15 protein-coding genes are annotated in these 13,965 nt (G+C 35.3%); 1 reads left to right on the top strand and 14 read right to left on the bottom strand.

What is annotated here, in order from left to right; translation table 11 throughout:
- Positions 1–74 precede the first annotated feature (74 nt).
- A complete protein-coding gene (locus V7014_RS18575) occupies positions 75–1,037 on the top strand; it encodes an exonuclease domain-containing protein (RefSeq protein ID WP_335509111.1) in 963 nt (320 codons plus the stop codon).
- 109 nt (positions 1,038–1,146) lie between these two features.
- On the opposite strand, the gene V7014_RS18570 is transcribed toward V7014_RS18575, so the two are convergent.
- The 14 genes from V7014_RS18570 to V7014_RS18505 form a co-directional block, all read right to left on the bottom strand.
- A complete protein-coding gene (locus tag V7014_RS18570; RefSeq protein ID WP_335509109.1) occupies positions 1,147–1,440 on the bottom strand; it encodes a YxcD family protein in 294 nt (97 codons plus the stop codon).
- Entirely contained in the window at positions 1,428–1,892 is a 465-nt protein-coding gene (locus V7014_RS18565) for a hypothetical protein (RefSeq protein ID WP_335509107.1), read from the bottom strand. The genes V7014_RS18570 and V7014_RS18565 overlap by 13 nt, the downstream gene beginning before the upstream one ends.
- Before the next feature lie 307 nt (positions 1,893–2,199).
- Positions 2,200–2,340 (bottom strand): hypothetical protein, encoded by a 141-nt coding sequence (locus V7014_RS18560; RefSeq protein WP_335509105.1) that lies wholly within the window; start codon positions 2,338–2,340, stop codon positions 2,200–2,202.
- 143 nt (positions 2,341–2,483) lie between these two features.
- Positions 2,484–3,782: an acetyl-CoA hydrolase/transferase family protein gene (locus V7014_RS18555; RefSeq protein WP_335509103.1), complete on the bottom strand. Its 1,299-nt coding sequence runs from the start codon at positions 3,780–3,782 to the stop codon at positions 2,484–2,486.
- 375 nt (positions 3,783–4,157) lie between these two features.
- Complete coding sequence (locus V7014_RS18550) at positions 4,158–4,934, bottom strand: beta-ketoacyl-ACP reductase (RefSeq protein WP_335509168.1); 777 nt, start codon at positions 4,932–4,934, stop codon at positions 4,158–4,160.
- A gap of 381 nt (positions 4,935–5,315) precedes the next feature.
- On the bottom strand, positions 5,316–5,654 hold the full coding sequence (locus V7014_RS18545) for a YmaF family protein (protein WP_335509101.1): 339 nt from the start codon (positions 5,652–5,654) through the stop codon (positions 5,316–5,318).
- 105 nt (positions 5,655–5,759) lie between these two features.
- Positions 5,760–7,007 carry an aminopeptidase gene (locus tag V7014_RS18540; protein ID WP_335509099.1) on the bottom strand — a complete coding sequence of 416 codons (1,248 nt, stop codon included), beginning with the start codon at positions 7,005–7,007 and terminating at the stop codon, positions 5,760–5,762.
- Between the two features lie 204 nt (positions 7,008–7,211).
- On the bottom strand, positions 7,212–7,703 hold the full coding sequence (locus tag V7014_RS18535) for a hypothetical protein (RefSeq protein WP_335509098.1): 492 nt from the start codon (positions 7,701–7,703) through the stop codon (positions 7,212–7,214).
- Between the two features lie 215 nt (positions 7,704–7,918).
- The gene (locus V7014_RS18530) at positions 7,919–8,320 is read right to left on the bottom strand and encodes a PaaI family thioesterase (protein WP_335509096.1); all 402 of its coding nucleotides are present in this window, start codon (positions 8,318–8,320) and stop codon (positions 7,919–7,921) included.
- A gap of 11 nt (positions 8,321–8,331) precedes the next feature.
- Positions 8,332–9,114, bottom strand: coding sequence for an enoyl-CoA hydratase/isomerase family protein (locus V7014_RS18525; protein WP_335509094.1), 783 nt, complete (start codon positions 9,112–9,114; stop codon positions 8,332–8,334).
- Between the two features lie 13 nt (positions 9,115–9,127).
- Entirely contained in the window at positions 9,128–10,327 is a 1,200-nt protein-coding gene (locus V7014_RS18520) for a thiolase family protein (protein WP_335509092.1), read from the bottom strand.
- Positions 10,328–10,383: 56 nt separating this feature from the next.
- Positions 10,384–11,286, bottom strand: coding sequence for a 3-hydroxyacyl-CoA dehydrogenase family protein (locus V7014_RS18515; RefSeq protein ID WP_335509090.1), 903 nt, complete (start codon positions 11,284–11,286; stop codon positions 10,384–10,386).
- Positions 11,287–11,651: 365 nt separating this feature from the next.
- Complete coding sequence (locus V7014_RS18510; protein WP_335509088.1) at positions 11,652–12,515, bottom strand: 3-hydroxyacyl-CoA dehydrogenase family protein; 864 nt, start codon at positions 12,513–12,515, stop codon at positions 11,652–11,654.
- A gap of 12 nt (positions 12,516–12,527) precedes the next feature.
- A complete protein-coding gene (locus tag V7014_RS18505; protein ID WP_335509085.1) occupies positions 12,528–13,679 on the bottom strand; it encodes an acyl-CoA dehydrogenase family protein in 1,152 nt (383 codons plus the stop codon).
- Between the last annotated feature and the right edge of the window lie 286 nt (positions 13,680–13,965).

Below are 13,965 nucleotides of genomic sequence, written 5' to 3'. Positions count from 1 at the left end.
AACCACTTCTTTTTCACTTCTAATTTAAGAACACATGTTAAAATAAAAATAGAAATTGTGAATAAATTTAAAAAATGAAGGTGATCTTTGTGGACTTTATAGCAATTGACTTTGAAACGGCTAATAAAAACTATAATAGTGCCTGCTCACTAGGTATGGTATTTGTAAAAAACAACGAAATTATTGACGAAAAACATTTTTTTATTCAACCACCTTCTCTTTACTTTCATCCCAAAAATATTGAAGTTCATGGAATTAAACCAGAAGATGTAAAACACGAAAGAAAATTCAATGAAGTGTGGGAAGAAATAGGAAAATATTTCGAGGACAATATAATTGTTGCTCACAATGCCTTTTTTGATATAAGTGTTCTAAAGGCTTGTATAGAATCTTATAAAATAAACTGTCCAGACTTCACCTATATTTGCAGTATTCCGATTAGTAATCGAGCAACACAAGGATTGAAAATTGGCCAATCATTAAAGGCAAGATGCGAGTACTTTCAAGTACAATTAAACAATCATCACGATGCCCTTGAAGATGCAAGAGCTTGCGCTGTACTTGTGATAAAAAGCATACAATCCAAAAATAGAAAGTCACTACAATCTTTTTGCCAAACGTATAAGAGCTTGCCTATTAAAAGATTCGCACAGCTAAAGGTTTTACAAAGCTTTCCTACTAAAAAAGCTGCAACAAGAAATTTTGCACCAAGTATCAAAATTTCTGAATTGACACCGAATACAAAAGTATTCGATGAAAGTCATCCGCTATATGGGAAGAATTTCGTCTTCACTGGAGAACTTCAAAAAATCGAAAGAAAGGAAGCAATGCAAAGCATTATAGATTTGGGTGCAATTGTTAAATCTAGCGTTAGTAAGAAAACACATTATTTAGTCGTTGGAGTACAAGATCAAAAAATAGTGGGCCCTAATGGAATGAGTTCTAAAGAGACGAAAGCAATCGATTTAATCCATGCAGGAGCAAATATTGAAATTGTTTCTGAAGAAGTTTTCTTAGAGTTATTAAAGGTAAATTAATAAGTGATCTAAGAATATTAAATTTATTAAATATTTCGAGCTAAAGATTTGTAAACAAAACAAAGAGAAGAACATTTTATGCTCTTCTCTTTATTTTATTTATTCACACTTACTGCTGTACATATGCGATAATTCCTTCTTCATCATCAAGCACTAGCTCAATTCCTGAATACGGATTACGATTCAGTTGATGTTCAAGCCAGAATCGAATAGCTTCAATTAAGTCTCTATGAGTAATAATTTGATTGCGTCCATTAAAGTAAATTTCAGCAGAGAAGCCGTACGCCTCATCATCAAACATTAATTCTACTTCGATTTCTTCTGGAGCCGTTCTTTTCTTATCAGCCATATATAAGCAGACAGAATTGATAATATCTTGTTCAGGAATAATTAGTTTTTCCATGCTTCTCGTTCCTGTTCTTTACGCTTGTTGTTGTTTTTAAACATTACATAAATCTTGCGGATTAATACAATTATTACTACAACAGCAAGCACGTTAATGAGTAGACCAAGAATGGCACCAAATGCTCCCATGTTGCTCAGTAACCCACCAAGTAAAAGTCCAGCTAGTCCACCAAATAGAATACCTTTCATGAAGCCACCTTTACTTTTGCTTGTAGCGGTGTTACTTTTTTTGCTATCATTTTTTTGCTTATTTGTAAAAGAACTTTTTTGCGTATCATCTTGTTTATTGTTTGAGAATTTTGAAGTGTTACTACTTCCACCGCTAAAGCCTTTCTTACCCGATTTATAAGACTTTGCACTCACATAATTATCGTGATCTTGGAACACTAAGCCCCCTACAGGTGTCAACGCTAATGCTAGCGTCAAAAATGCTACTAATAACTTCTTCATCAATTGTTCCCTCATCTTTCGTATTATGTTTACTAGAATAGTAGTCTTCTTATCCTAACATCAATATGCACGCTCTATAAAGCAAAAGGTTTTATATTTTTGTGTCAAAAATGTGAACATGTGTTATTTTGTCTTAGCTAGCAAAGTTTATTACGAACATGAATTGTTTTACAAACACAATTAAACCCTACCTATTTTTATTCAAAACGGGTAGGGTTTCTATTTGACTTCGGCTTGGAGTTCCGTAACAATCACGTCCTTTACTTTGTCTCAACTTTTATTTTATGATAAGAATGGCTGATTATATTTATAAAATAGCTCTTTTACTATATTCTTGAATTTGTTCTTCTGATAAATGATTGATAAAGTGATAAAAATTCACCGACTCCATTCCATAACTTTCACAAGTAGCTGTATAGTATTCATAAGCTTGACGATATATTTCCATATTATTTTCCCCCTTCTGTTATATAACAATTTATTTAACTTATACATAATATATAACAGACACAAAATTCTGTCAATAATCTTTTTAAAAACTTTTCAGTCTAATGCAAAAAAACCGGCTCGCATATGAGCCGGTTTCTTTTATTATTGTAAGTACCCCATTTTCTTCGCTTCTTCTTTTAACTGTTCTCTAAAATTTGGATGAGCTATACTAATAAGCGCTTCAGTTCTTTCCCTAATTGTTTTACCTCTTAGTTTCACAACACCGTATTCTGTTACAACATAGTCAATGTCGTTTTTCGATGTAGAAACAGGCGTACCTGCCACAAGCGTAGGAACAATCTTAGATACTTGATCATTCTTAGTTGTAGAATGAAGACAAATAATACTTCTACCTCCAGTAACCATTCTGGCACCAATACCAAACTCCGCTTGTCCACCAGTTGATGACCAATATTGTGTCCCCACTTTTTCTGAATTACACTGTCCTAGAAAATCAATTTCAACTGTTGCATTAATAGCTACGAATTCTTCAATTCTCGAAATGTTACGAATATCATTTGTTTCATTAACTGGTAGCATATATAAATTCTCATTTTCATGCATGAAGTCATATAATCTTTTTGTACCAAAAGCAAATGTAGCTGTTGCTTTTCCCGGATAGACCTTACGATTAGTATTTGTTACGGCACCGCTTTCATATAAATCAACCAGTTTATCAGGAAACATTTCCGTAAAGATTGACAAATCCTTATGATTTACTAAAGAATCCATAACTGCATTTGGAATTGCACCAAAACCAATTTGGATACTATCACCATCTTTAATCATGTCAGCAATATACTTTCCAATAATACGGTCCTTCTCCGTAATACTTGGTATACTAGCTTCTGGCAAAAGCTGGTGATTCTCTATTAATAAATTTATTTTTGAAATATGAACTTGATTTAGCCCATATGTACGTGGCATATATTCATTAACTTCTAAAATAATTTTCTCTGCTGATTTCATCAACGTTGTAGTATAATCACAGTTTGTTCCTAATGAGAAGTATCCATTCTCATCCATTGGTGAAACCGTTGCCATAATTACTCGTTGATTTGTTATTTCTGCTAGTAATTGAGGAATATCAGAAAAGTGATTCGGAAGTAAATCAACCTCTCCTGATGAAAAGCCTCTACGATCTCCTCCACCTAAGAAGACCGAAATAATCTTTAACTGTTCGGGATCTTTCTTCATAAATGGGCGACTTGATAACATTTGAAACAATCGGTTATTACGTAAATCAGTACGCTTCTCTAACGCATCCAATAAGGCTGGTGGATCACCTGGTAGAATAGGTACAATAATATCATCTCCCGCTGCAATCGAAGCAACTGCTTGGTCCGCTGATACTAATTTCTCTTGATACATTCTTTCTACTAACATTCTCTCCTTTAGCATATCCATTCTCCCTTTGCTTCGTGTTACTTCAATTCCGTAATCCCCCAATTACTTCGCTGTTATTCGTGTATGCTAATTCTTTTGAATAAAAGTAAAACACATTATTTTTCAAAAATTACTGATAACTACTGAACTAACATATTTTTTTGTAACAGTTAAAACAAACCCACTTTTTAGTATCCTATTACATTATAAAAATAACATATTCTACACATTAAACCAATGACTCTAACCACTACTCAAAAAGCGGTTTCATAGTACTTCATTTTAAAAAGGAAAATTACGATCCTAAAACTCTTAATCCATTATAAAAGCTTGTATCCTTCAATCAGCAAAGGATACAAGCTTCCATCACAGCTTTCGCTATTTCATTTATTACATATACATTCCACCATTTACATTAATAGATTGCCCTGTTATATAGTTACTATTTGCTAAAAACAGCACAGCTTCAGCCACTTCATCTGTTGAGCCCAATCGTCTCATAGGGATTTTTGAAACGATTTGTTCCATTACATTGCTTGGTACGGCAGCAAACATGTCTGTTTCAATATAACCAGGACAAACCGCATTAACTGTTACACCGCTTTTAGCAGTTTCCAAAGCTAATGATTTTGTAAACCCGATAAGCCCTGCTTTTGCAGCTGAATAATTTGTTTGACCAAATCCTCCAGCCTGCCCAATGATTGAGCTAATATTTATAATCCTTCCAAATTTTTGTTCGATCATTGTATTAATTACTGCTGAAGTCGTGTGATAAACACTATTTAAATTAACATTAATAATCTCATACCACTCTTCTTGGCTCATATTGCGGAAAGTACGGTCTCTTGTGATTCCCGCATTATTAACAAGGATATCCACTCTTCCGTATGTACTTCTTGTTTTTTCAATTAGAAACTGCGCCTCTTCCATACTTGCCACATTAGCTTGGCACATGATTGCTTTGCCACCTAAATAGTCAATCTCATCAATGACAGATTGTGCAGCTTCTTTACTGGAGTTGTAGTTAATCACAACGTTTGCTCCTTGTGATGCTAACTCCTTCGCTATGGTAGAACCTATTCCACGAGATCCTCCTGTAACAACCGCTACTTTCCCTAGCAATTTTTGGCCTTCTACCTTCTCTTGAGTTACTTCGTTTGGAATCATTGTCAAATCACTACACCTCTTCAATAGATTTTTATGAAAAAACAAGTATCTTGAGCTTCAGATGTATCCAATTAACAGAAGAAGTGGATGTCTATGAAAATCTAAGATATCTAATTTTTCCTAACAAATACTATATTAAATTACCATAAATCAACTACTTTTCGGGGCTATAAAAAACGTAAAATAACTGCTAAATATCCTACAATCGGACAAATAAAACGAGAATATTGTCAAAACCACTCATAAAAAGAAAATATGTATAGTGAAATTGAAATAATAATCAATTGGAGAGAACAAAAAATAAATAAATTTTAAAAAGCCTATCACCTCTCAAAATCGTAACGTTTCAGAGGTGATAGACCCTATTTTTTCTTTTACAACTTACTTATTGCCCGGAGCAGGTTGATCCACTCCAGTCACATGATGTTTATGTCCATTATCTTCAGTTGTAGAAAAATCATAGTAATGAACATGCATACCGTTGCCTACTGGTATGGCCGGTCCAGAATAAGCTTTGTAATAATGGGTATGTCCATCTTCGAATAGCACGTAACCTTCCGTATAATGAAAATGACCACCACCCTCTGCCGGAATTGGTGGAGAAGTTACATCAAGACACTGATGAACATGCCCTGCCTCTACCGATGTATAATCTTCTGATCCATGATTATGATTTGGTACAAAGCCGTTCACAAAAGAATCTTTTCCAACTCTATTCAATATTTCCACTCCTTTATAGGTACTACTAAACATATATGAAGTAAGAAACATGCCTATTCCTCTAGATACATAATTAAAAAACTCTTTTCATCCAAAGTTGTCTAGTCACTTTTTATCAAAATCATCCACCCAATTTCCATTCTTCATAATGGTTTTCATCGACCCATCTTTGCGCTCACCTCTTATTTGTAAACTTTCTGAGCCAATCATTACATCAATATGAATTAAACTACTATTAATTCCAGCTTCTTCATACCGATCCGCTTGAATTAAATGGCCATCTTTCAAACCAGATGTATATGCATGGCCAATAGCAATATGGCATGATGCATTTTCATCAAAAAGAGCATGATAATAAAGAAGGTTACTTGTTGATATCGGAGAATTATGTGGAACGATAGCAACTTCTCCAATATATCTCGCACCCTCATCTGCATGTAAAATTCTCTCTAACACTTCGTAGCCTTCTTTGGCAGAAAAAGCGATAATCTCTCCTTCTTTAAATGTAAATGAAAAATCACTGATTATTTGGCCATCATAATAAAATGACTTCGTACCATTTATAACCCCATTTACACCTTTTTTAAGAGGAGTTGTATATACCTCTTCCGTAGGTATATTACTAATAAATTTAATACCACTTTCATTTGTAGCCAATGCGTTTGTCCAAACATGATTTTCAGGTAATTCAATCGTAAGTTTTGAATTTGGACTAGAATAATGTAAATATCGAAATTGTTGGGCATTTAACCAATTTGCTATTTCGGTTAATCTTGCTAAATGTTTTTCCCATGCTATTGTTGGATTCTCCTCATTCATTTTTGCTGCTTGAAAAATGGCTTCCCATAAATGATAGATACTTTGTTCAGGATCTAATTCAGGAAAGACTTTCTTTGCCCATGCTTCCGTTGCACTAGCCATAACCAGCCAACTAACTTTCATACTCATTAAACGATTATTAAAAGATTGAAGTGCTATATTAGATGCATGATCAGCTAAGTCCAATCTCTTTGGATCAATACCACTCACATCACTACTATATGGAGATAAAATGTAGAGAAAAGCAGCTCCACTATCCGCCATTTCTTCGAGTCCTCTTACCATCCAGACAGGAACTTCCTGTAATCCTTCTTCCGACATTAATTCGTATTCAATGCGAGTTAATTGTTCATCATGCCAATGCACATAGACATAATGTGCTCCATGCTTATAGGCAACCCTGCACACTTTTCTCACGAAATCAGCTGCTGATATAGAGGCGCTAATGACAAGCGTTTGTCCTTTCTGAACATTAATGCCAACTTTAACAGCTATTTCTGCGTATTTCTCTAATTTTTTTTCAAACTTATTCATTGGATTCCTCACTTCCCCAAAACTTCCATGTCATTTCAAATTCATATCTTACCATTACAATTGTCATAAACATTAGCGTAAACTGAGCATTTATATTTGTAAACTGTAGATTTAGAGAAAAAAAACCATCAATCTCCAGTCTCCTGAAAACTAAAAAAGACTGGAAAAAGATCATATCTTTTTCCAGTCTCATACTATGATGATTTAATTTCTATTAGCTTCGATTTCTTCAGCCGTAAATACAACTCGTAGAATCGCTTCTCCAGTATTATCATTATTCCGTACTAAAGCAGCCTGTAATCTGTATGTGAACGTCCCACAACCAGGCATATCAAAAGCAGTAAAAGTAGTTGTTGCCTCATCAAAATCTGTATTTAAAAATCGTGCTACAAGACGATTGCTTCCAACTTCAATAATCTGATACTCTACTACAGTTCCAAGTAGTGGATTATTAAAGATAGTTGAATTCGTAGTATCAGAGCCAATTGAAGCTAAGAATCTCACCGTATCCGATGCATCATCAAGCTTTATGGTTAATGTAGACAGTGGTAAAAATGTCGGAGGATTCATTGCTGGTGGAGATAACGTTGGTAATGGACTGACATTATTACCAATTACAAATTTTGTGATAATACCTTTTTCTTCTTTCTTTTTCCTACAACAACAATGTTTTGGATGACAATCACAATTTCTCATCAATAAAAACTTCCTTTCCTATCAACTTTAATAGAATGATATGAAAGTTTGATAGGAAATGTTTGGATGCTTGTCCTTTCCGTATGTAAAATGGATGCTAAATTTCTTCTCTATCAAGAAAAATAGTAATAGAATCCAAAGAAAATCATTTGAGTGTATCGAAATTGAAAAAAGATGATTGAATATGTACCTTTCAATCATCTTTTTTAATATTCTTACTTTTCAGTACGAACTAACTTAAAATTACCCGTTCCTTTGGCGACTAAATTGCCTTGTTCATCTGTTAAGATCCCCTCAGCGAATGCCGTTTTAAAACCATTAGAAAGAATGGTTGCTGAAGCATACAAATATCCTTCTGAAACAGAAGCAAAATATTGTGTATTTAAATTCAATGTCAAGCAACTACAATCAATAACGGAGCGAATTTGCATGCATTGTATGAAATCAAGAATAGATGCAATTACTCCACCATGTAATGTTCCATGAGTATTCTTTAAATATTCCTCAACAGAAATCTTAACGACAACATTCCCTTCTTCAAAATTGACCATATTTAGACCTAAATGAAGAAAAAAAGGACATTGCTCGAATTCTTGTTGTATATCTTTAATTGTCATCTTTGTCCTAATCATTTTACTGTAAACTCAGGTTTTCTCTTTTCAATGAATGCACCTGTCCCTTCTTTTTTATCTTCTGTTGAGAATAACACAGCCTGGGAAAGTCTTTCAATCATTAAGCCTGTTTTCATGTCTACATCGGAACCTAAATGAATGGAAATTTTCGCTAACTTTACTGCAATTGGACCTTTCGCTAAGATTTGCCCCGCAATTTCTTCGACTTTAGCCTGTAACCCAGTGATCGGAACCACTTCTGCCACTAAACCGAATCGTTCTGCATCAAACGCTGAAACAAACTTGCCTAGCAAAATCATTTCGATTGCTTTACTCTTTCCAATTAATCGAGTCAGTCGTTGTGTACCGCCTGCACTAGGAATGATGGCTACATTTAATTCTGGCAAACCAATTTTTGCATGCTCTGCCATAACTCGAATATCACAAGCTAAAGCTAATTCACAACCACCCCCAAGCGCGATACCATTAATCATTGCAATTGTTGGCTTCTCGTAAGCTTCAATATAATTATATATTTCTTGCATACCACCTGGCTTTAATACATCTAGTGCTTGGCGAGCATTCAATTGATTAATGTCCGCACCTGCAGCAAAAGCCCGATCTCCTTGACCACGGAATATGACACAACCAATGCTTTCATCCACCCTTAACTCTTCTAATGCTTCAAATATTTCAGCAGTTGTTTCCTTACTTAGACGATTTCGTACTTCTGGTAGGTTAATAATGATATACGCCAAACTACCTTTTTTCTCTACTAAAATAGTTTTAAATTGTGTCATTTTACTCACTCCTTTAATGAACATTTCGCAAATTTTCTATTAGGATAGCCATTCCTTGACCACCACCAACACATAGGGAAGCAATGCCGTAGCGTCCACCCCTTCTTGATAATTCATGCATTAAAGTTACAACAATACGAGCTCCTGTTGCCCCAAGCGGATGACCTAATGCTATTGCCCCACCATTAACATTTAATTTAGTAGTATCAATTCCTAATTCTCTTTGCACAGCTAAAGCTTGTGAAGCGAACGCCTCGTTTATTTCAAATAAATCAATATCTTCTATTGAAAATCCTTTTCGGTCCAACAGCTTTTGAACAGCAGGAACAGGACCAATCCCCATTATTTCAGGTGATACACCAACTGTTGTCCAATCTATAATTACAGCATGTGGTGCAATTTTCTGAAACTGAGCCTCTTCTTCAGACATTAGTAACACTGCAGCAGCCCCATCATTTCGTCCACAAGCATTCCCCGCTGTTACAGATCCATCGGCCTTGAAAGCTGGTTTCAGTGAAGCAAGCTTCTCAACAGTCGTTTCTGGTCTAGGATGCTCATCTGTATCTACAACTACTGTTGAACGTTTTTCTTGAATGGCCACAGGTAGTACCTCATCACGAAACCGACCAGATTCAATTGCTCGATGAGCTCGCTGTTGACTATCGTATGCGAATGCATCTTGATCTTCACGAGAGATATTGTATGTAGTAGCTACATTTTCAGCGGTAATCCCCATTCCTAAATGATGACCATACTTTTCTTGAGGCTGTTGTCCATTCTCTTTATTTGAATCTACTAAAGTGGTTTGATCACCACCAAATCGTGAACCACGAATAAAAATGGGTGCATTACTCATGCTTTCCGTCCCACCAGCAATAACGATTTTTGCTTGTCTTGATTGGATTTGCTGTACGCCTGAAGCAATCGCTTGCATCCCTGATGCACAAAGTCGATTCACAGTAAAAGCCGACGCAGAATCTGGTATACCTGCTCGAAGTGCTGCAACACGTGCAACGTTTGAAGACTCTGATGTTTGACGTACTTCCCCTAAGATTACTTCATCTACACATCTTGGTGATAGACCAGCCTTTTCTAGCACTCCTTCTATCACACGTGATGCTAGAAAACCAGATTTAACATTTTTCAAAACACCACCATAACGACCTATTGGAGTTCTAACTCCTTCAGCAATAACAATTCGTTTTTTTTCCATCTCTAATCCCTACCTTCTATTTATCTTCAACCTGTATAAGCACATCATTTTATCTTTTATACAGTAATGCTAATTCTATTGCCATTTGCATCATACTCATAAAATCCTTTACCTGTTTTTCTACCAAGCTCACCTTTTTGTACTTTTGAAGCAACTGTTACTGATGGTTTTTCATTTTCATCACCACTTTCTTCAAATCGTTGCATGCGTACAAAATAGTTCACATCCAATCCTGGTAAATCCATGAGCGCAAATGGCCCAATCGGATGCCTTAAGGCTTTCGTTACTACAAGATCAATCTCTTCAAATGATGCATAGCCATTTTCATACAGAAACACTGCTTCATCCATTAATTTCGCAAGAATACGATTTGCAATGAATCCAGAGATTTCTTTTTTTAATAACACTCCTGTTTTTCCTATTGACTGAACGAAAGCCATACTTGTTTCAGCCGTTTCATCAGAAGTATGTGGCCCCTTCACTACTTCTACTAAATCCATCACAAGTACTGGATTAAAGAAGTGTCCTATGTAATACTCTTTTGGTATGCCTGTTATTCTCTCAATAGCTGAGTTCGTCTTAGTCGTAATTCCATCTTGATCCGTTATGTATATTCCATCAAAAGAACTTTCAATAATTGCATCTAATCTTTGATTTGCTTTTCTTAATTCTCTGACTTCACCTAGAATATATTCAACTTCCTGTGAAAACGTACCTACATAGAGGTCATAATCCTCGTTCCATTTGTTGCGAAGAAAAATACAAGATTCATTTGCCAATTTACCTTTAGCCATACGACCATTACTGGAAACTTCCCATTCCTCAAATAGCTCTCTAACCGGTTTACCAACGAAGGGTTTAGTAGTCTTTTGCTTTAACTGTTCATTTACATGTATGATAATGCCTTCTCGATTCATAACAAATGATGGATACGGTATATCAATTTGATTTAAATACATTTCTTTTCCCCCTACTTATTTAGTAAATAATACCATACCTGTTAAATTGATCCTTCTTTCTATATTACTATCTCTTGCAAATCAGTTAGTAAAACTAATCTCCTAAGTAAGCGACACAAAAGAATTTCCACTTCTAAAAAAGAACAAGATTGATTTAGAGGGATTAATACCATTCAACCTTGTCCTAATATTTTCATTAAATTATCTTCTAATTCATCTAAAAGCTATTTCTTTGCTTTCGTATTCACCAGAGATATGGAGTGAACAGTTACTTATTTTGGTAGGCTTCTTTTAATATGTTCAGAATCTCCTAATACATCATCACATTAATTTCGACAGCCAGACGATTTTTTTATACCCTTCTTTCAAGAATTACTTTCCTCTTTCGTATAATCGTAAAATCCTCTTCCTGATTTCTTACCTAATCGACCTGATTTAACATATTTGGCTAGAATAGGAGATGGTCGATACTTTTCACCTAATGTTTCATAAAGATATTCCATGTTTCGCAGTCTAGAATCAAGCCCTACTATATCAGCTAATTCTAACGGTCCCATCGGATGATTTAAGCCAAGTTTTAAAGCGTTATCAATATCCCGTGCGGAAGCAACTCCTTCCACTAACATGTTCATCGCTTCATTCCCTATTAAGCAATTCATTCGGCTTGTAACAAACCCTGGAAATTCATTCACTTCTACACAAGTTTTGCCGATTTTCTCTCCTAATTCTTTGACAATACTCACCGTAGCTGATGAAGTATCTAGCCCTTTCACAACTTCGATTAATTTCATCTTGTGTACTGGATTAAAGAAGTGCATAGCAATACATTTATCCGGTCTCTTTGTAGCTGCGCCAATTTCTGTAGGACTCATTGTACTCGTATTTGTTGCTAGAATGGTATGTGCGGGACATGCTTCATCTAACCTTTTGAAAATATCAATCTTTAACTCCATTAACTCAAATACTGCTTCAATAACGATGTCAGCGTCTTTAACAGAATCTTGAAAATCCGTAGAATAGGAAAGATTAGCTAATGATTGTTCGAGTACATCTTGCATTAGAAATCCTTTTTTCACACTTGTTTGCATCGTATTTTCAATATATTGTTGTGCATTCTTTAACCCTTCTTCTTTAATATCATGAAGAGTAACCTTGTATCCTCCAAGTGCAGTTGCATAGGCAATCCCTCGCCCCATCGTTCCTGCACCAATAACAGATATGTTTTTCATATATATCACCTTCTACTTTTGATATTGACGTTTTAATTCTGCTGCAATAATATTCTTCTGAATTTGACTTGTACCTTCATAAATTTTCGTAATACGAGCATCGCGGAAATAGCGCTCAATTGGGTATTCTTTAATATAACCGATACCACCATGCACTTGTACCGCTAAATCGGCAACACGATTATATACTTCCGAACCATAATATTTAGCTACGGCCGCTTCTTTTAAAATTCGTTGTCCTTGATCAGCCATCCACGCAACTCGATATGTTAGTGAGCGTAAAGTTTCTATTTCCGTTGCCATGTCAGCAAGCATATGTTGAACCGCTTGCATTTCAAAAATAGGTTTGCCAAACTGTTCTCTTTCAAGTGAGTATTGCATCGAATGATTTAACAATTTCACACAAGATCCTAGGTTTCTTGCTGCTAATCCTGCACGACCATTCGTTAATATTTTCAGTGCATTCACATACCCCATACCTTCTTCACCAAGCACGTTTTCCACTGGAACTTCCATATCTTCAAAGAATAATTCTGCCGAATGAGAGCCACGAAGCCCCATTTTTTCTTCAACCTTTCCTAATTTAAAGCCTGGAAAGTCTTTCTCAACAATGAACGATGTAATTCCTTTTGCACCTTTTGATGCATCCGTTACAGCCATAACTGTAAACACATGGCCTTCTACTGCGTTTGTAATATAATGTTTCGAGCCATTGATAATATATTTATCACCTCTTCGAACAGCCGTTGTCTTTAAGTTTGCTGCATTAGAGCCTGCGCTTGGTTCTGTAAGAGCAAATGCACCAATCCATTCACCAGTTGCCATTTTAGGCAAGTACTTTTGTTTTTGTGCTTCATTTCCCAATTCAACGATACCTACTGATCCAATGCCGGCGTGTGCTCCAACTAATGTTGTATAACCGTTATGCGTCTTACCAATTTCCTCAAATACCGCACATTTACCTACCATATCTAGACCTAAACCACCATACTCTTCTGGAATGCTTAAACCAAACAGTCCCATTTCTTTTGTTAACTGCAAAATATGCTCTGGAATGCGGTCTTCTTCTTCAATTTGCATAGCTACCGGTTCTACTTCTTCTTGTATAAATTTACTTACAACCTGTTTAAGGGCTAGAATATCTTCGGAAAATTCAAAATTCACAATAAATACCTCCTCAATTTTTATAAAATAATGACGAGCTCTAAGTCATCTTCCGTTAAAGTTCAGTTCGTTTGCTCATAATAAAAATTCCCCTATTATTAGATTTGTCCTTTTGATAGCCAAGAGTTTTCGACTTATGTGAATCACCACCTTGAAAAAATTGTAGTAATTTTTTTAAGACTTTCGTGTATCACTGGATATGCGCAACTAATTATACTTCTTCAGCTTTCTCACTACGGTAGATTGATTTACTTGTAGAATTGATGCTGTTTTTCTCGTATTTTTA

Origin of the sequence: Bacillus sp. JJ722, from assembly GCF_036963345.1 — a bacterium.
Taxonomy (GTDB): Bacteria; Bacillota; Bacilli; order Bacillales; family DSM-1321; genus Bacillus_AD.
Note: the sequence above shows the minus strand (reverse complement) of the source record. Positions and strands in the feature narration are given on the sequence as shown.